The organism is Streptosporangium sp. DT93 (assembly GCF_049844535.1).
In the GTDB taxonomy this organism is placed as follows: Bacteria; Actinomycetota; Actinomycetes; order Streptosporangiales; family Streptosporangiaceae; genus Streptosporangium.
On the sequence record NZ_JBNCLF010000030.1, the window covers coordinates 68,411 to 87,201 of the forward strand.

General features: G+C 71.7%; 13 protein-coding genes. 4 read left to right on the forward strand and 9 right to left on the reverse strand.

Annotated elements, in window-relative coordinates; genetic code table 11:
- Positions 1–180: 180 nt before the first annotated feature.
- The 4 genes from ACLQ2R_RS37480 to ACLQ2R_RS37495 form a co-directional block, all read right to left on the reverse strand.
- Positions 181–1,137 (reverse strand): hypothetical protein, encoded by a 957-nt coding sequence (locus tag ACLQ2R_RS37480; protein WP_425966171.1) that lies wholly within the window; start codon positions 1,135–1,137, stop codon positions 181–183.
- 105 nt (positions 1,138–1,242) lie between these two features.
- Positions 1,243–2,208: a lipopolysaccharide kinase InaA family protein gene (locus ACLQ2R_RS37485; RefSeq protein WP_425966172.1), complete on the reverse strand. Its 966-nt coding sequence runs from the start codon at positions 2,206–2,208 to the stop codon at positions 1,243–1,245.
- A complete protein-coding gene (locus ACLQ2R_RS37490) occupies positions 2,205–2,939 on the reverse strand; it encodes an NUDIX hydrolase (RefSeq protein ID WP_425966173.1) in 735 nt (244 codons plus the stop codon). The genes ACLQ2R_RS37485 and ACLQ2R_RS37490 overlap by 4 nt, the downstream gene beginning before the upstream one ends.
- Before the next feature lie 357 nt (positions 2,940–3,296).
- The gene (locus tag ACLQ2R_RS37495; protein ID WP_425966174.1) at positions 3,297–5,144 is read right to left on the reverse strand and encodes an acyl-CoA dehydrogenase; all 1,848 of its coding nucleotides are present in this window, start codon (positions 5,142–5,144) and stop codon (positions 3,297–3,299) included.
- A gap of 189 nt (positions 5,145–5,333) precedes the next feature.
- Between ACLQ2R_RS37495 and ACLQ2R_RS37500 the strand changes: the two genes are divergently transcribed.
- The gene (locus tag ACLQ2R_RS37500) at positions 5,334–6,182 is read left to right on the forward strand and encodes a class I SAM-dependent methyltransferase (protein WP_425966175.1); all 849 of its coding nucleotides are present in this window, start codon (positions 5,334–5,336) and stop codon (positions 6,180–6,182) included.
- A 74-nt stretch (positions 6,183–6,256) separates the two neighbouring features.
- Complete coding sequence (locus ACLQ2R_RS37505; protein ID WP_425966176.1) at positions 6,257–6,631, forward strand: VOC family protein; 375 nt, start codon at positions 6,257–6,259, stop codon at positions 6,629–6,631.
- 50 nt (positions 6,632–6,681) lie between these two features.
- On the opposite strand, the gene ACLQ2R_RS37510 is transcribed toward ACLQ2R_RS37505, so the two are convergent.
- The gene (locus tag ACLQ2R_RS37510) at positions 6,682–7,146 is read right to left on the reverse strand and encodes a hypothetical protein (protein WP_425966177.1); all 465 of its coding nucleotides are present in this window, start codon (positions 7,144–7,146) and stop codon (positions 6,682–6,684) included.
- A 299-nt stretch (positions 7,147–7,445) separates the two neighbouring features.
- Between ACLQ2R_RS37510 and ACLQ2R_RS37515 the strand changes: the two genes are divergently transcribed.
- The gene (locus ACLQ2R_RS37515; RefSeq protein ID WP_425966178.1) at positions 7,446–7,895 is read left to right on the forward strand and encodes a GNAT family N-acetyltransferase; all 450 of its coding nucleotides are present in this window, start codon (positions 7,446–7,448) and stop codon (positions 7,893–7,895) included.
- Between the two features lie 102 nt (positions 7,896–7,997).
- Here the strand turns inward: ACLQ2R_RS37515 and ACLQ2R_RS37520 are convergent, their stop codons facing one another.
- A complete protein-coding gene (locus ACLQ2R_RS37520; RefSeq protein WP_425966179.1) occupies positions 7,998–10,013 on the reverse strand; it encodes a molybdopterin-containing oxidoreductase family protein in 2,016 nt (671 codons plus the stop codon).
- Positions 10,014–10,053: 40 nt separating this feature from the next.
- Positions 10,054–11,808: a M28 family metallopeptidase gene (locus tag ACLQ2R_RS37525; protein WP_425966180.1), complete on the reverse strand. Its 1,755-nt coding sequence runs from the start codon at positions 11,806–11,808 to the stop codon at positions 10,054–10,056.
- An 837-nt stretch (positions 11,809–12,645) separates the two neighbouring features.
- Here ACLQ2R_RS37525 and ACLQ2R_RS37530 point away from each other — a divergent pair.
- Positions 12,646–15,072 (forward strand): lysylphosphatidylglycerol synthase transmembrane domain-containing protein, encoded by a 2,427-nt coding sequence (locus tag ACLQ2R_RS37530; RefSeq protein WP_425966181.1) that lies wholly within the window; start codon positions 12,646–12,648, stop codon positions 15,070–15,072.
- A gap of 164 nt (positions 15,073–15,236) precedes the next feature.
- On the opposite strand, the gene mgrA is transcribed toward ACLQ2R_RS37530, so the two are convergent.
- Positions 15,237–16,265 (reverse strand): L-glyceraldehyde 3-phosphate reductase, encoded by a 1,029-nt coding sequence (mgrA, locus tag ACLQ2R_RS37535; RefSeq protein ID WP_425966182.1) that lies wholly within the window; start codon positions 16,263–16,265, stop codon positions 15,237–15,239.
- Positions 16,262–18,322 carry a S9 family peptidase gene (locus tag ACLQ2R_RS37540; RefSeq protein WP_425966183.1) on the reverse strand — a complete coding sequence of 687 codons (2,061 nt, stop codon included), beginning with the start codon at positions 18,320–18,322 and terminating at the stop codon, positions 16,262–16,264. The genes mgrA and ACLQ2R_RS37540 overlap by 4 nt, the downstream gene beginning before the upstream one ends.
- Positions 18,323–18,791 lie beyond the last annotated feature (469 nt).

Consider the following 18,791-nt stretch of genomic DNA (forward strand, 5'->3'; position numbering starts at 1 on the left):
CGTCCCCGTAACCGCCACCGGTCACGATCACAGGGCCGGCCCTACGATCACCCGGGCGGCGCCGGCGGCCCCCCCGCCCGGGCGCCGCCCCGGCGGGGCGGCGACCGGGCCTCTCCCTTCGTGGTGGCGCTCCCCGTCGCAGTGCCTCGCGGTGGCCGCCGCGCGGCGGGGAGCCCCTGTTCAGAGCCGCAGCACGCCGCTGTCGCCTCCCAGGTCGAGCCCGTCGGCGACCACGAGCGGGCCGCGGTCGAGCCTGGCCAGGGCCTTGCCCACGGCGGCCCCGGCGGTCGAGCCGATCCTCTCCAGGTCCTCCAGCCCCTCCCGCAGGTCGATGGCGTCCTCGCCCAGGCCGACGGTGAGCGCGATGGTCTCGGAGACGGCCTCCAGGTCGTCCAGTTCCAGCACGTTCTGGCCGAGCAGGTCGCGCCAGGCGTCCAGCACGCCGCTGTTCCCGGCGTGGCTCGCCCCGGCGGGGATGATGTAGTACACGTCGTAGATCCGGGTCAGCTCGGCGATCATCTCCTTGATCGGGATGTCCCGCTCCAGCCGCTCACCGATGACCTTCTCGACCTCGCGCCGCTTGACGTGCTGGTAGGGCAGCTCGTCGCCGATGATGAACAGGTAGCCGCGGCGGCCCCGCTTCTCGAAGCAGTCGATCGAGGTGTGACGGGCCATGAAGTACATCGCCAGCTCGTACGACTCGCGCATCTGGCCGCCGCCCCCGCCCTCCAGCAGGATCTTCCCCAGGTGCTCGTCCATCCGGTTGTCCGACTCGAACTGGGCGACCTGGAGCGGGGCCCGGTCGCAGGTGGCGTCGCCGATCGCGCCGAACAGGATCTGCGGGTCGGTCGCGTAGCCCTTGCGCAGCAGCAGCCCGAGCAGGTCGGGCAGCCTGGTCTGCAGGCGGCGGGGCACCCCGCCCATCGAGCCGGTCACGTCGAACAGCACGGCCACGGCCACGGAGGCGGGGTGCTCGGCGGAGTCACGGCTCTCGCGGGCCGCGATCCCGCGCGGGTCGAGGTCGGGGTGCGTCGAGCGGGCACCGCTGTCGGTGTGCGCGAAGGCGCTCGCCCCCTTGGCGGCGCGGTAGCTCGCGGCGGCGGAGTAGACGTCGGTGGACCAGATTCCGCTTCCCACGGGGATCTCCTTGCATCGGGTGTGAACGTTCTGGAGGACGGTGATCACGAACGTGACCGGATGTTCCGGACGACCCGGGAGCGTGCCCCCGGGTGCCCGTGGCGGTCACAGGCGCAGGGGCCGATACGTCCGCGGGCCGTACAGGTCGTCGAGCAGGTCGTCGAGCTCCGCCAGGAGCCGCCAGGCGTCGTCCGGCGGGCCGAGCAGGCTGCCGCGGACGAAGTTCCGGATCGGGGCGGGGGCACGGTCGCCCATGAGGGCGGCCACGCACCGGGTGGCGAGGTGGATGTCGAGCGCCGGGGTCGCGGGTCGTCTGGCCAGGACCTCGGGCGGGTAGTCGTCCCGGTGCCGGGCCACCAGGGCGGTGAGCGGGGTGCCGAGCGGGACCGACTGGCTCCAGTCGACGAGCACCAGGCCGTGGTCGATCGGGTGGACGAGCACGTGGTGCCCGAACACCGCGCCGTGCACCACCCCCGCCCGGTGGGCCGCGCCGACGGCGACCAGCAGCCGCCGCCAGATCCACGCCACGTCCCGCGCGTCGAGCACCGGCCGCCGCCGTGCGATCTCGTCCAGGGTCAGGAAGCCGTCCGGCACCCGGCTGATCACGCATGCTCGCCGCTCGACGCCGGCCGAGCGGTGCCGGAACGACTCCACCAGCCGGGGGACGTACGGAAGGAGCAGCGGGTCCCCGTCGCGGGCGATCGTCTCCAGGGCGTCGGCCTCGCGGCGCATGAGGTCGTTGTCCGCGTGACTGCGCGGGATCTTGAGCAGCGTGTCGGTCCCGCTCCGGTAGAGCACGGCCGTGGCACCCCGGTGCAGGACGCCGCCGAGGCGGTAGGACCCCCGCCCGGTGGTGATCACCGTCTCGGATGCCGCGCTCGCCGCGCCCCGGGCCGCCCAGAGCTCCGCCAGCCGGGTGAACGCCTCGGCGGCCTCGGCCCCCGGCGCCAGGTCGGGATGGAGCAACCGCGCCAGCCTGCGGTAGACCCGGTGCGGGGACGGCCCGCCGAACAGGTCGCCGGGCGTGCGGGCGGCGATCACCAGCGCGATCGCCTCGGCGGTGGTGTTCATCTGATCGTCTCCTCCCTGGCGGGCCGCAGCAGCGCGGGGTGCAGGAGCCGGGCGTCCCCGGCCCGGTAGAGCTTGGCCCGGGGACCGCCCCTGGCCCCGCCGCTCTCGGTGGTCCCGCCGGTGCTCTCCACGAAGCCGGGCACCGACAGGATCTTGCGGTGGAAGTTGCCGGCGTGCAGCGGCACGCCCCAGACCGTCTCGTACACGCCGCGCAGCTCGGAGATGGTGAACGTGTCACCGGCGAAGGCGGTTGCCAGCGGGGTGTACTCCAGCTTGCCGCGCGCCCGCTCCAGGCCGTGGGCCAGGATCCGGTCGTGGTCGAAGGCGAGCTCCGGTGTTGTGCCGACCGGATGCCAGGCGGCGTCGGAGGCGTCCGTGCCGGCCCGGGGGTCGGGCAGGTCGGGGGCGAAGGCGAGGTAGGAGATCGACACGACCCTCATCCGCGGGTCCCGGTCGGGCGCGCCGTAACTGGCGAGCTGCTCGATGTGGACCCGGCCGGGCAGCCCGGTCTCCTCGGCCAGCTCCCGCGCCGCGGCCTGGGGCAGGTCCTCTCCCGGCTGGATGAACCCCCCGGGCAGCGACCACCGCCCCGCGTACGGCTGCTCGCCCCGCCGGATCAGCAGGACGCGCAGCCCGTCCCCGCGAATGGTGAGGGCCACCACGTCGACCGTCACCGCCACCGCGGGATAGGCCCGGGGATCGTATCCGGCCAGGAACTCGGCTTCACTCATCACACGTCCTTCTCAGATTGAGACAATCTCAGTATGAGAATAACTTGAGGCGATGTCAATCCCCGGGGACGTCCCGTCTCCGGGCGAGCGGCTCACGGGAGGGCGAGGAGTCCGCGGGAGGGGTGAAGGGTTCGTGGGGCGGGTGCGCTTCCGAGGTGAACGAAGGGCCTCGAAGGCGACGAGGACGCGGAGAACAAGCGAAGGGCCTCAAAGGCGGGAGGACGCGGAGGACAAGCGAAAGGCCAGGACGACGGACGAGGGGCCGGTCCCGTCGGAACGGGACCGGCCCCTCGCCTCATGCCCGCCGCGGGAGCGGAGGGAGAACCGGGAGCGGGCGCCGCGCGGCGCCCGCCGGGATCAGAACGCCTCTTCGGGCAGCTCCATCAGGCTCTGGTCGGTCGCCTCCAGCGTGCGGCGCTCGGCCGCGACGCGGGGCAGGACGCTCTGGGCGAAGAAGGACGCCGCGGCGACCTTGCCCGTGTAGAAGGCGGCGTCACCCCGTACGGCCGAACCCGGCGCCTCGGTGGAGGAGCCCAGGACGGCCAGCGCCACCTCGGCCTGGCGCAGCAGCAGCCAGCCGATCACCACGTCGCCCAGGGCGAGCAGGAACCGGGTGGTGTTGAGCCCGACCTTGTAGACCTCGGCGGGAACCTCCAGCGAGCCCAGCGCCCAGCCGGCCATGGTGTCGGCCATCGCCTTGACCTCGTCCGCCGCCTCGGCCAGCAGCGCGCGCTCGGCCTTCAGGCGCCCGTTGCCCGCCTCGGAGGCGGCGAAGGCCGCGATGTCCGCGTGCAGCGAGCCGAGGGCGACCCCCTGGTTGCGCAGGACCTTGCGGAAGAACAGGTCCAGGCCCTGGATCGCGGTGGTCCCCTCGTACAGGGAGTCGATCTTGGCGTCCCTGACGTACTGCTCGACGGGGTAGTCCTGCAGGTAGCCCGAGCCGCCCAGGGTCTGCAGCGACCGCGACAGCATCTCGTACGAGCGCTCCGAGCCCACGCCCTTGACCAGCGGGAGCAGCAGGTCGTTCATGGCCTCGGCGTGCTCGTTCCTGCCGCCCTCGTGCTCGGCGACCAGCACGTCGTCCTGGTAGGTGGCGGTGAGCATGACCAGGGCCCGCATGCCCTCGGCGTAGGACTTCTGGAGCATCAGCTCCCGGCGTACGTCCGGGTGGTGGGTGATGGTCACCCTCGGGGCCGACTTGTCGGCCATCTGGGTGAGGTCGGCGCCCTGCACCCGCTCCTTGGCGTAGGCCAGCGCGTTGAGGTAGCCGGTGGAGAGGGTGGCGATCGCCTTGGAGCCGACCATCATCCGGGCATGCTCGATGATCATGAACATCTGCTTGATGCCCTCGTGCCTCTCACCGATCAGCGTGCCCACCGCCGGGTGCTTTCCACCGAAGGTGAGCTCGCAGGTCGTGGAGACCTTCAGGCCCATCTTCTTCTCGACGTTGGTGACGTAGACGCCGTTGCGCTCGCCGAGCTCGCCGGTCTCCAGGTCCGCGTGGTACTTGGGGACCAGGAACATCGACAGGCCCTTGGTGCCGACGCCGTGCCCCTCGGGGCGGGCCAGCACCAGGTGGAAGATGTTGTCGGACAGGTCGTGCTCGGCGCTGGTGATGAAGCGCTTGACGCCCTCGATGTGCCAGGTGCCGTCGTCCTGCCGTACGGCCTTGGCCCGCCCGGCGCCCACGTCGGAGCCCGCGTCGGGCTCGGTGAGCACCATGGTGGCGCCCCACTGGCGTTCGATGGCCAGCTCGGCGTAGCGCTTCTGCTCCTCGGTGCCGATGGTGTGCAGCACGTGGGCGAAGGCCGGGCCGCTGGAGTACATCCACACGGCGGGGTTGGCGCCGAGGACCATCTCGGCCAGGGCCCAGTTGACGCTGCTGGGAAGACCGGGGCCGCCCAGCTCGGCGGGGAGCCCGAGGTTGGTCCAGCCGGCGTCGCGATAGGCGGCGAAGGACTTCTTGAAGCCCTCCGGCATCGTCACCGTCCCGGCCTGCGGGTCGAACACCGGGGGCGTGCGGTCACCCTCCTCGAAGGAGTCGGCGAGCACCCCGGTGGCGAGGCGGTCGACCTCCTTCAGGATGCTCCGCACCACGTCCTCGTCCAGGTCGGCGAAGAGGCCGGTGCCCAGGACGTCCCGGCGCCCGAAGACCTCGAAGAGGTTGAACTCCAGGTCACGGACATTGCTCTTGTAGTGGCCCATGGGGTCTTCTCCTTGAAACCGGGGGAACCGGAACCGGCGTACTCGCCGGTAACGTTACAGGTAATGCTACCCGCGAGTAACCCCTAGAAAACAGGCCATGGTGGGATGTATGTCACGTCGTCGAGGCGAGAGTGCCGTGACCGTCGTGGCGGGGTCGACCCCCGTACCGCGCGCTCCTAGGCTCGTCCCATGGACGAGCGATGGCGGGCCGACCTCGAACGATGGGCCGTCCCCGAGGAGATCGCGGCCAGGGCGCCGGCCGACCCCTGGGGACACTCGGCGGCACGGTTCGCCGAACGCGCCGACCGTGCCCTCGCGACCCCCGAGGGGCCGGCCCTGGCCAGGACGGCCGAGGCGCTGCCGCCGGGCGGGAGCGTCCTGGACGTGGGCGCCGGGAGCGGGGCGGCAACGCTGCCGCTCGGTCCCGCCCTGGGTGAGCTGATCGCGGTCGACGTCTCCGACGCCATGCTCGCCGAACTGGCCTCCCGCGCCGCCGCCCTGGGCGTCCCCCTCCGGGCCGTACGGGGCCGCTGGCCCGACGTCGCGGACCGGACCCCGGTGGCGGACGTCGCCGTCGCCGCCCACGTCGTCTACAACGTGCCGGACCTGGCGGCCTTCCTGACCGCGCTCACCGGCCACGCCCGCCGCCGGGTGGTGCTGGAGCTCACCGAACGGCACCCGATGAGCTGGCTCAACCCCCTGTGGCAGCACTTCCACGGCGTCACCCGCCCGCTCACTCCCACAGCCCACGACGTGATCGCCGTCGCCGAGGGGCTCGGCCACCGGGTCCGCCACGAGTCGCGCTTGGCCCCGCTGTCCCGGTTCGACCGGCTGGAGGATCTCGCCGAGAGCGCCTGCCGCAGGCTCTGCCTCGGCCGCGAACGCGCCGGGGAGGTCATCACGGCGGTGGTCGAGCTGGACATGTGGCCGGTTCCCCGCGACCGCTGGTTCACGCTGTGGTGGGAACCGGAACCGGAACCGGAACCGGAACCGGAACCGGAGTCGGCGCCGGAACCGGATCAGGCAACCGGACGGTAGACCGGCTCCGGGCGTCCGGTAGAGCAGGCGAAAACCTGCTTGACGGCTTTGGTGGTGACGGCTTGGGTGGGCCCATGATTGACATTCACTTCGTGACGTTCGACTGCATCCGGCCCTACGAGGTGGCGAGCTTCTGGAGCGACGCCACCGGCATGAAGTTCCACCCCGAGACGGACAAGGACGACGACGACGAGTTCCTCCTGCAGGGAGACAGGGCGGAGCTGCTGTTCGTGACGGTCCCCGAAGGCAAGACGATCAAGAACCGCATCCACCTGGACGTCACGGCCTCGCCGGGCAGCACCCGCGAGGAGGAGGTCGAGCGCCTGCTCGGGCTCGGTGCCACCGTCCTCAGCGACCTGCGCAACCCCGACGGCTCCGGCTGGGTGACGATGCTCGACCCCGAGGGCAACGAGTTCTGCGTCTGCCGCGCCGAGCACGAGAAGGCGTAGCACCCCGGCTCAGTGGCCACCGGGCGGGGGCGGCCACGTCCCTCGAACGTTCAGCGGCCACCGGGCAGGGACGTCTGGCCACGTCCCTTGAGGGCGACGGCCAGGAGCGCGGTGATCAGGTAGACCACGACACCGCCCTGGAGCGCGTCCAGCGCCGCGCCGAACACGCCCTCCCCGTCCAGGATGAGCTGCACCGGGTACAGGAGCGTCGCGGTGCCGAGCGCGGGGTAGAGCGAGAATCTCCACGGGTGGCGCAGGGCCCACAGGCGGGCCTGGCGGGTCACCCGGTCCCCGATGCCGGGCCTGCCGATCGCGCCGACGGCCGCGATGAGCGAGAACAGGCCGATACCGACCGCCATCGCCCAGGTCAGGTCCGCGGCGCCGGTGAGCGCGCCCAGCCCGAAGCTGGTGACCGTCAGCGCACCGCCCGCCAGCGCGGCGGTCTTCCAGGGGGCACCGCGCAGCGCCGCGCCGGCAAGGGACATCTCGTCACGTCGAGTCAGTTCGTCGTTCATGCCACCAGAGTGCCCCTCGTGCCCCTGTGTCCACATCGGGGAGCGACCCTGGTTGTTTTCGGGGTCGTCGCGTCGGGGTGCCGCTCTTCCGCCGACGTGACCGGACGCTCCGCGAAGGGGCCGGGGTGCCGTCGAGGGGACCGTCCGCCCGCCGACGCGACCGGGGTGCCGGTGACATGATCGGGGTGCCCGCCCGTGCCGGTGACGTGCTCCGTGCTGCCGGTGTGTGCCGGTGACATGATCAGGGCTCCCCACCCGGGAGACGAGGGAGGCCCCCGGTCTCCGATAGTTTGGCCGTCATGCCGGTGGAATTCCGTATCGCCCGTGCCGAGGACGTGCCGGTCGTCGTCGCCCTGCTCGCCGACGACGTCGTCGCGGCCGATCGCCAGGGCGCCTTCGGCGACGAGCACCGCGCCGCCTTCGCGCTCATCGACGCCGACCCCGGCAACGAACTGATCGTCGCGGAGCTGGACGGCGAGGTCGTGGGCACCATGCAGCTCACCTACATCCCCGGCATCTCCCGTCGCGGCGCGCTCAGGATGCAGATCGAGGCGGTCAGGATCGCCTCCGGCGTCCGGGGGCGGGGGCTGGGCCGCACGATGATGGAGTGGGCCCTCGACCGCGCCCGCGCCCGGGGTTGTGCCCTGGTCCAGCTCACCACCGACAAGAGCCGCGTCGACGCCCACCGCTTCTACGACTCCCTCGGCTTCGTGGCCTCCCACGAGGGCTACAAGCTCTCCCTGACCTGACCCCGGGCCTCTCCCGGACGCGGCCGCGGCCCCCTCCTCCTCGGGTTTTCCCCCGATGCGACCCCGGGCCCTCCTCGGGAGCTCACGGCCGTCCCGGTCCCGTCACCCGGAGGGGCACGGGCCGATCTCGACGAGGTTGTCGTGGTAGACGGCGCCGCGTCCCATGTCGGCGTCGCGCGCGCCCACCACGGCGTTCGGCGTGGCACCCCCCGGGCTCAGCTTGCGCCAGTGCCCCTTGGTGGACGCGACCACGCCGGGTCGTACCCGCTCGCTGATCTCGACGACCGCCTCGAACTCGCCCTCGTCGTTGAACACCCGGGCCCGCTGCCCGTCGTCCAGCCCCCGCCGCGAGGCGTCCTCGGGGTTGACCACGATCCGGGGGCCCTTCGAGCGCCGCAGCAGCTCGTGGTTGTTGCCGAACGTGGTGTTGAGGAAGGTGTGGGAGGCGGGCGTGACGAGCGCCAGCGGGTACGGGCCGGGCGCGGCCGAGGCCGTGCGCGGGGGGACGTAGGCCGGTCCCCGGCCGAACCGCATCCGCCCCGAGGGCGTCGGGAAGCCGTCGGCGAACGGCGCGAAGGGCCGGGGCACGTTCAGGCGGACCCAGCCCTCCTTGCGCAGCCGGTCGACCGTGATCCCGTCCAGCGACGGGTGCCCCGAGGAGAGCAGCTGCTCGGCCAGCTCAAGGTCGGAGTCGTACAGGGACGGCTCGGTGAGCCCCATGTGCCGCGCCAGGCGGCGGAACGTCTCGGTGGTGGACAGGCACTCGCCCGGCGGCTCGACCGCGGGCTCGTTCCACGACAGGTACATGTGGCCGTAGCCCGCGTGCAGGTCGGTGTGCTCGATCTGCATGGTGGCCGGGAGCACGATGTCGGCGTAGTCGACCGTGTCGGTCGGGAACTGCTCCATCACCACCGTGAACAGGTCCTCGCGCAGCAGCCCCTCGCGGATGCGGTTCTGGTCGGCGGTGGAGGCCATCGGGTTGGCCGCGTACACCCACAGGCACTTCACCGACGCGTCCAGCTCGTCGGCCAGCCGGGTCATGGTGAGCGTGCGGACCGGCCGGGCGAGCAGGTCCTCGCGGGTGTCGATGTTCAGGTGCACGTGCCCGCTGGTGGAGTACGCGATCCCGCCGCCGGGACGGCGCCAGTCGCCGGTCACGCCGGGGATGGAGGCGATCGTGCGCATGGCGGTGCCGCCGCCCGCGTGCCGCTGCACCCCCATGGTGGCCCGGATGCCGGTGGGCCGGGTGCGGGCCAGCCGCTCGCCCAGGGCCCGGATGTCGGACTCGGCCAGCCCGGTGATCTCCGCGACCCGCGCCGGAGGGTACCGGAGGATCTCCTCGCGGAAGTCCTCCCAGCCGCTGGTGTGCCTCTCCAGGAACTCGCGGTCCTCGGCGCCCTCGGCGAGGACGACGTTCATCAGTCCCAGCGCGAGGGCCGCGTCGGTGCCCGGCCGGATCGGCAGGTGCTCGTCGGCCTGCTCGGCGGTACGGGTGCGGATCGGGTCGATCGCCACCACGTGCGCCCCGGCCGCCCGGCCGTCCTGGATGAACTTCCACAGGTGGTGCCCGCTGGTCAGCGTGTTGGTGCCCCAGAGCAGGATCAGCCTGGAGTCGGCGAACGTCTCCGGATCCATCCCGCCCGGTGTGCCGTAGACCTGCTCCAGCCCGGTGTTGCCTGCGGAGGAGCAGATGTTCAGGTGGTGCCGGGAGGCCCCCAGCACGTTCCACAGGCGCCGGCCCGCGATCCCCTCCGTCCCCTGGACGTAGCCCAGCGTGCCGGTGCCCGCGTAGGGCCAGATCGCCTCGCCGCCGTACTCCTCGACGATGCCGCGCAGCCGTACGGAGATCTCCTCCAGCGCCTCGTCCCACCCGATCCGCTCGAACCTGCCGGAACCCTTGGGGCCGGTCCGGCGCATCGGGTACAGGATGCGGTCGTCCGCCGCGGCGTGCTCCAGGTAACGGTTGACCTTCACGCAGAGCGCGCCGCGGGTGTAGGGGTGCTCGGGATTGCCGCGCAACCTGACGGCCCTGCCGTCCTGGACGGTCACCACCCAGGAGCAGGTGTCGGGGCAGTCCAGCGGACACGACCCCAGCACGCGCAATTCGCCTGACGACATGCCCCGACTGTAACGCCGACGTCCGGGCGGGGCACACGCGTCACCCGAGAACGACGCCGGGACCGTGTACGCCGTGGTCGTGGGCATGATCGCGGACGTCGTGGCCGCGTCCCAGCCCGCCCCCGCCGGACCCCGGCCCGTCGCCCTTCCGCCCGGCGGGCCCCGGGGCGACGGCTTCCGCTCCGCCCGTCCTGGACCCGTCGGTCTTCAAGGAGCCGGAGGTGCCCCCGCCGGGCAGGTCGCGGGCGTGGGCGTAGGCGAACGCCGCGGCCGCGATCGCGCCGGTGTTCACCGTCAGCGCCGTGTCGTCGATGTTGGCGATCGTGTCGCACGCCTGGTGGTAGCACTTGTCGTAGGCGACGCCCGCGACGCCGCCGAACGTCGCCGCCTCCTCGGGCGACTTGATGCCCTCGGCGCCGGTGAAGAGCCCGCCCGACGGGATGCCGACCGCGATGAACGGGCCGTAGTCGGAACGGCCGGTGAAGTCGGAGTCCTGGAAGGGCTTCCTTGCCGCCTTGAAGTACGCCTGGAGGAGGTGCTCGATCTCGGCCGACCCGGAGGGCGGCTTGGTCTCGGCGTCCTCGTCGGAGGAGTCGCCGTCGTAGATCCCGAAGACGTAGTTGGGTGAGGCGATCATGTCGAAGTTCAGGTAGAGCTTGATCTTCGCCCGCTCCGCGGGAGTGAGGGCGGCCATGTAGTGCTTCGAACCCAGCAGCCCGAGCTCCTCGGCTCCCCAGAAGGCGAAGCGCAGCCGGTTGCGCGTCCGCAGCGGAGCCGCCGCCAGCGCCGTCTCCAGCACGGCCGCACTGCCGGAGCCGTTGTCGTTGATGCCCGGGCCCGCCGGGACGCTGTCCAGGTGCGCGCCGAGCATGACCACCCTGTCCGGGTCACCGTGGCGGCTCTCGGCGATGACGTTGCGCGTCCTGCGGTCGGGGGCGCTCTCGGCGTCCACCGAGAGCTCCGCGGTCGTCCCGCGGGCCGCCAGCGCCGCTCCGGTGGCGAAGTCGGCGCCGAGGGCCGGGATCGTCACCGACGAGACGTTGAGCGAGCCGTTGACCAGCGGCCTGCGGTCGGCGATGCCCTCGCCGGCCTGGCCCTCGTTGAAGATGATCACCGCGGAGGCGCCGGCCGCCTGGGCCAGCTCCGCCTTGACCTGGAAGCTGCAGGCCCCCCGCTGCATCAGCGCGATGTTGCCTCGGACGAACGTGGCGAAGTCGCTCTTCTCGCATCCGGAGGTCGAGCTCGGCGCCCTGCTGGGCGGCAGGGTCAGGTCGACCCCCTGCACCGGCGCGGTCACCTTCCCCGAACCCGAGTACGTCATGGTCCTGAACCGGGTGCCGGACTCGTACGTCGCGGCGGTGGGCGCGATCCGGCGCAGCACGGGCGCCGCCCGTTCCTGGAAGAAGGAGATCTTGAACTCCTGCAGGGTGACCCGGTAGCCGGCGGCGCGCAGCCTGCTCGCGACGTAACCGGCCGAGGCGTCGTAGCCCGGCGTGGCCGCGGCCCGGTTGCCGCCGGCGGCGTCGGCGATGCTCTGCAACCTCTCCAGGTGCCGCCGGACGGACGCGATCTTGATCGACTTCCCGAACGTCTCCGCGCCCGGCGGCAGGGGGGGCACGGCGGATGCCGCGACGGCGGGCACCGGGTCGGCGGGCACCGGGTCGGCGGGCGCCGCGGCGGTGAGCGCCGGGTCGGCGGGCGCCGCGTGGGCGGGCAGGGCGGAGACGACGGAAAGGGTCATGACCGCGGCCGCGAGGAACGCGACCGGCACCCCCCCGGAGGCACGTGCGCTCATGCGGGAACTCCTCTGCGTGGATCGAGCGTCCGCCCAGCCGGCGACCCCGGCGGGAGAGGGCCGCGACGAGAGGCTCGCGCTCCACGGGCGCGAGGATGACCGGCGCGACCGCGAAGGGGAGTCCCCGTCCCTGGACACGCCCGCGCGGGCCGTCGGCGGGCGACGGAACATGACCTTCAGCCTTTCAGGCCGTCACCCGTTAAATCCAGCGTTTCCGCAGCTAGGAGGGTCAATTCTCCATCTGTGACAGGTACGCTGTGTTCGTCTGATCTTCCTCACCGGACCCCGGACCTTGATCCCTGGCCCCTGAGTCTTGGACCTCGAACCTCCGGATCCCCGGACGGCCGGGATCTCCCCCCGGGAGGGGGCGGCAGGCAGCGGAGGTCAACCGTGGACCGATCGCCGGCCCGCCGGTGCCGTTCCCGCGGGGTCCCACCGGCGATCTCCGCCGTGGCATCGTCGGCCCCTCCGCAGGACGTCTCCGGGGCTACCGCCCCCCGCCCCGGGTTTCTTTCCGAGACGTCTCCGCCTCCTCGGGGGCGTCTCCATGGTTCCCTGCCACGGCTTCCGACTCCGATCCCGGCCCCTGCCCCCCGGCCCCTGACCCCGGCTTTCGACCCCGGCCCTCGGCCCCGCTGTCGTGGGCCGGACGCCGTGCCGTGTCGCGTTATCGCGGTGTGTCCGCGTTCGTTCGCCTGGAGCGCCAGGATGGAGGCAACGCCGTCCAGACCGCGGGAGGCAGACGAGACGTGTACGACCACGATTGGGAACATTGGGAACACTGAAGGAGTGAAGCGGTGACGCACCTGTGATGCGGACCATGCAGAATCGCTGGCGGTGACGGAAATCAAGGAGCTGGGCGAGACGACGTCCACCGGCGGAATCCCGCCGGTGCCGGACGGCGATACCGCCGTGCGCGTGGTCGAACCGCTGCTTCCGCAGCGGATCCGCCGCCCCTCGGACCTGCTGCGTTTCCTGGCGACCCTGCTCGCGCTCGTGGCGGTGATCCTGCTCGCCCTGGTCGCCAAGAAGACCCTCAACGGGCTGGAGGGCGACGTCGCCGACGGCACCAGCCGGGCGCCCTTCCTGCTCAGCGGCCTGGCGGGAGTGCTGAGCGCCTCGGCCATGCTGGGCGTGCCCGTGGCCTTCGCCATCGAACGGGTGTTCCATCGCGACGGGCTCCGGGTGGCCGAGGGCCTCTTCGCCGCCATCGCCTCCATGGTGCTCTCGTACGTGCTCGGCGAGTGGATCGTCAACGCCGGCCCCGAGGACCTGCGGCTCCTGCTGACCGGCAACCGGGACGGGGTCGAGCCGGTCGACACGCTGCTGACGCCGATCATCGCCTACGTCACCGCGGTCCGCATCTCCCGCCGGCCCACCTGGCGCGCGGCCCTGTGGAGCGCGGTCGCGCTCAACGCCGTCGCGCTGTTCGCCGGGCTCGCCGCGACCATCCTCGGCATCGTCGTCTCCATCCTGGTCGGCCTGGCCGTCGGCTACGCCACCCTGTACGGCGTGGGCAGCCCCAACACGCGCCCCCCGGGCAGCGCGGTCGTCTCCGCGCTCCGCAAGCTGGGCTTCTCCCCGGTCAAGGCCCACCGGCTGGACGACGACCACCAGAGCAGCCGCCGCTACGCCGTAGAACTGAGGGACGGCACCCGCCTCGACGTCACCGTCCTGGACCGCGACCGCCAGGTCGCCGGGCTCCTCTACCGCCTCTGGCGGCGCATCCGCCTGAACTCCGAGACCCGCCGCAAGGCCATCCGCTCACTCCGCGCCGAGCTGGAGCGCGAGGCCCTCATGGCGTACGCGGCGCAGGCGGCGGGGGCGAGCACCCCCCGGCTGCTGGGCACCAGCGAGATCGGCAGCGAGGCCGCGCTGCTCGCCTACGAGCACACCCCCACCCGCGCGCTCGACGACATCCCCGACGACGAGATCGACGACAACCTGCTGGCGCAGATCTGGGAGCAGGTCCTGCTGCTCCAGGTCCAGCGGCTCGCCCACCGGCGGCTGACCGGTGACAGCATCCACGTCGACGCCGAGGGCCGGGTCATCCTGATGGACGCCCGCAGCGGCGAGATCGCCGCCGGTGACCTGCTGCTCCGCCTCGACATCGCCCAGCTGCTCACCTACCTCAGCCTCCGCGTCGGGGCCCGGCGGGCCGTCGAGGCCGCCGCGGCCGGGGCCGGGCCCGGCGTGCTCGCCGACGCGCTCCCGCTGCTCCAGCGGATCGCGCTGACCCGCGAGACCAGGAACGCGCTCAACAAGAGCAAGGGACTGCTCACCGAGATCCGCGAGCAGATCGTCGAGCTCAGGCCGAGGGCCGAGGCCGACGAGGTCCGCCTGGAGCGCTTCCGCCCCCGGACGCTGATCACCATCATCGCCACCGCCTTCGCCGCCTACCTCCTGGTCTCCTTCCTGGCGAAGATCAACCTCGGTCTGATCACGTCGGCCAAGTGGAACTGGACCGGTGTGGCCCTGGTCTCGGCGATGCTGAGCTACGTCGCCGCGGCCCTGATGCTGCGGGGCTTCGTGCCGGAGAAGCTGCCCCTCGGCCGTACCGTGCTGGTCCAGTTCGCCGGGTCGTTCGTCAAGCTCGTCGCGCCCGCCGCGGTGAGCGGCGTCGCGGTCAACAGCCGCTACCTGCAGAAACGCGGGATCCCCCTGGGGCAGGCGGTGGCGAGCGTGGGCGCCTCCCAGCTCATCGGGCTGGTCTTCCACATCACGCTGCTGCTGCTGTTCGCCTACATCACCGGCTCCAACACCGCCTCCTCGTTCACCCCGTCGCGCACGCTCGTGATCGCGCTGCTCGCGGTGGCCGTGCTGGTGGTGGCCGTGCTGAGCGTGCCGCGCCTGCGCCGGATGATCACCTCGCGGCTCCGCTCGCTGTTCTCGGGCGTCCTCCCGCGGCTGCTGGACGTCCTGCAGTCGCCCGCGAAGATCATCGAGGGCTTCGGCGGCACCCTGCTGCTCACCGTGTTCTTCGTGGTCTGCCTGGACGCCTGCGTACGCGCCTTCGGCGGCTCCCTCAACATCGCCGCCGTCGCCATCGTCTTCCTGGCCGGGAACGCCATCGGTTCGGCCGCCCCCACCCCGGGCGGGCTCGGCGCCGTCGAGTTCTCCCTCTCGCTCGGCCTGACCCTCTCCGGGCTGTCGTACGACGTGGCCGCCTCGTCGGTGCTGCTGTTCCGGCTCATGACCTTCTGGCTGCCGGTCCTGCCGGGCTGGGCGTCCTTCGCCTACCTGCAACGCCACGCGGCCCTGTGACGCCCGGGCGTCCCTGACGCTTCCGCCGGTGTCCTCGCACTTCTGAGGCCCCGGCGTCCCCGTGCTTTTGGCGTGTCAGGAACCCCAGGCCCTCCTGGCCCTCCCTGCCCCCGAGGGCTCCCGCACCCCGGCGGCCCGGGCGGGCGGCCGGGGTGCGGGGGAGCTCAGGCCTCGCTCGACCTGGCCCAGAGGTTGACGCCCGCCTCGACCGCGTCCTTGTCGATGGCCTCCAGCTCGCCGTCCTCGAACGCCAGGTTCTCCACCGCGGCCAGGCTGTCCTCCAGCTGGCCGACACTGCTCGCGCCGATCAGCACCGACGTGACGCGCCGGTCGCGCAGCGCCCAGGACAGCGCCATCTGCGCCAGCGACTGGCCACGCCGGTTCGCGATCCCGTTCAGGGTGCGGACGTGCCGCATCGTCTCCTCGGTGAGCATCTCCGGGGTGAGGAAACGGCCCAGCGAGGCCCGCGACCCCTCCGGGACGCCGTCCAGGTAGCGATCGGTCAGCATGCCCTGCGCCAGCGGGGAGAACGCGATGCAGCCCACGCCCTCCTCCTCCAGCACGTCGAGCAGCCCGCCCTCGATCCAGCGGTTCAGCATCGAGTACGAGGGCTGGTGGATCAGCAGCGGCGTGCCCATCTCGCGCAGCAGCCGCGCCGCCTCGGCGGTGTGCTCGGGCGAGTACGACGAGATGCCCGCGTACAGCGCCTTGCCCGACCGGACCGCGTGGTCCAGCGCGCCCATCGTCTCCTCCAGCGGCGTGTCCGGGTCGAACCGGTGGCTGTAGAAGATGTCGACGTGATCCAGCCCCATCCGCTCCAGCGACCGGTCCAGACTGGAGAGCAGGTACTTGCGCGACCCCCACTCGCCGTACGGGCCGGGCCACATGTCGTACCCCGCCTTGGTGGAGATGACCAGCTCGTCCCGGTACGGGGCGAAGTCCTCGCGCAGGTGCCGCCCGAAGTTGGTCTCGGCCGACCCGGGCGGCGGGCCGTAGTTGTTGGCAAGATCGAAGTGGGTCACGCCCAGGTCGAAGGCCCTGCGCAGGATGGCCCGCTGGGTCTCGAAGGGCTTGTCGTCGCCGAAGTTGTGCCAGAGCCCCAGCGAGACGGCCGGGAGCCTCAGCCCGCTCTTGCCGACCCTGTTGTACGGCTGCCGGTCGTCGTACCTGTCGCCGGCCGCGAGATAGGTCACTGTTCCGCCTTCGCCGTGTCGATGATCCAGGAGAGGGCGAACGCCTCTTCGCGCCAGGAGTCGTACCTGCCGCTCCGGCCGCCGTGCCCGGCGCCCATCTCCGTCTTGAGCAGGAACGGCCCGCCGCCCGCGACCTCGCGGAGTCTCGCGATCCACTTGGCGGGCTCGTGGTAGAACACCCGGGTGTCGTTCAGGCTGGTGATCGCCAGAATGGGCGGGTAGACCCGGTCGTCCACGTTCTCGTACGGCGTGTACGACCTCATGTACGCGTACACCTCGGGGTCGTGCAGCGGGTCGCCCCACTCGTCCCACTCGATCACGGTCAGCGGCAGCGACGGGTCCAGGATCGTGTTCAGCGCGTCCACGAACGGCACCTCCGCCACCACGCCGGCGAAGGTCTCCGGCGCGAGGTTGGCGACCGCGCCCATCAGCAGCCCGCCCGCCGAGCCGCCCCTGGCGACCACGGGGCCGGACCAGCCCGCTGCCTTCAGGTGCTCCGCGGCGGCGACGAAGTCGGTGAAGGTGTTCCTCTTCTTGTTGAACTTGCCGTTCTCGTACCAGTGACGGCCCATCTCGCCGCCGCCCCTGACGTGCGCGACGGCGAAGACGAAGCCCCGGTCGAGCAGGCTGAGCCGGGCGATCGAGAACGACGGGTCGATCGAGATCTCGTAGCTGCCGTAGCCGTACAGGACGGTGGGGGCCGGGCGCTCGGTGCCCTTCCTGACGACGATCGAGATGGGCACCTGGGTGCCGTCCGAGGCGTTCGCCCACTCGCGGAACTGCTCGTAGTCGTCGGGGTCGTACCCGCCGAGCACGGTCTTGCGCTTCAGTAGGACCAGCTCGCCCGCGTCGAGGTCGTAGTCGTAGACCGACGGCGGCGTGATCATGCTGGTGTAGCCGAGCCGCAGCCGGCCGGTGACGAACTCCGCGTTGCCCGCCGGGGCCACGTCGTAGATCGGCTCGGGGAAGGGGATCTCGTACGCCTCGCCGGAGCGGGGCAGGATGCGGATGCCGGTGAGGCCGCTCCGGCGGAAGTGCACGACGGTGTGACCCTCGAAGGCGTCCACGTCGAGCAGCCGGGTGTCGGTGCGGTGCGGGATCAGCGGCGTCCAGTCGCCGGGGGCCTCCAGCGGCGCGGTGGCCAGCTCGAAGTTCTCCGCCTCCCGGTTGTGCAGGACCAGGAAGTGGTCGCCCGCGTGGTCGACGCCGTACTCCACGCCGGTCTCCCGGGGCCGTACGACACGGAACTCCCCGGCGGGGTCGTCGGCCTCCAGGATGCGCACCTCGCTGGTGATCTTGCTCCCGGCGGAGAGGATCAGGTAGCGCTCGCTGCGGCTGAGCCCGATGCCGACCCAGAACCGCTCGTCGGTCTCCTCGTGGACGAGGACGTCGTCGTCGGCGGCGGTCCCGATCGCGTGCCGGTGGACCTGGTCGGGACGCCACGCGTCGTCCACGGTCGTGTAGAAGAAGCTCGTGCCGTCGGCCGACCAGGCCCCGCCGTAGAAGATGCCGGGGATCTCGTCCGGGAGGGTCTCGCCGGTGGCGAGGTTCTTGATCCGGAGGGTGAAGCGCTCGTCGCCGGTGAAGTTGGTGGAGTAGGCCAGCAGGGTGCCGTCGGGGCTGATCGAGCTGGTGCCGAGCGAGAAGAAGTCGGAGTCGCCGGCGAGCTCGTTCCCGTCGAGCATGATCTCCTCGCCGGGGAGGGGCTCGTCCGTCTTGAGCTCCGGCGGGGTCTCGCCGTCCGCGGCCACCCGGCACTGGATGCCGTACTGCTTGCCCTCCTCGGTCCGCGAGTAGTACCACCAGCCGCCCTTGCGGGTGGGGACCGAGAGGTCCGTCTCCAGGGTGCGCCCCTTGATCTCCTGGAAGAGCGTCTCCTGCAGGGGCTTGAGGTGGGCGGTCGCCTCCTGGGTGTAGGCGTTCTCCGCCTCCAGGTGGGCGACCACCTCCGGGTCGTCCTTGACCGTCAGCCACGCGTAGTCGTCGACCACGGTGTCTCCGTGGTGCACGCGCTCGCTGGGAACCTTCTTCGCCGTCGGCGGCGTCTGGCTGCTCACCCGCCGAGTCTATGTTTCCGCCGCTGCCCGGTTGGGCCCGCCGCCGCTGGCCGGTTCCGGTCGCCGCTTCCCGGTCGCCGGGTGTCGTGAGCCGGGCGCCGCGCGCCGGGGGGAGCGCGGGCGCGCGGCGGGGTTGGCGGTTCCGTCCCGAGCGGTCCGCGGGGGCTGCTAATCTTTCGAAGTCGGCGAGGTCCGGCGCAAACCACTCACATCACTTCGGTGACTTCCGTTTGGCTTGTGTCGTGTCCGGCGCCGATCCTCTTGAAATGATGGTCCCGGAGGCCGGTTCGCAGAGCCGCTCAGAGGCTGGTAAGTTCAAGGGGTCGCTCCGGAAACGGGGCAGCCTGAATCCCAGCAGAACCGCCAGATCGAATCAACCGATTAAAACAAGCCGGTTTGACACGAAAAAGCGGGCCTGAAAGAATAAGGGCACAACGAAAGAACAAAAAGAATACCAAATGGAACGCCC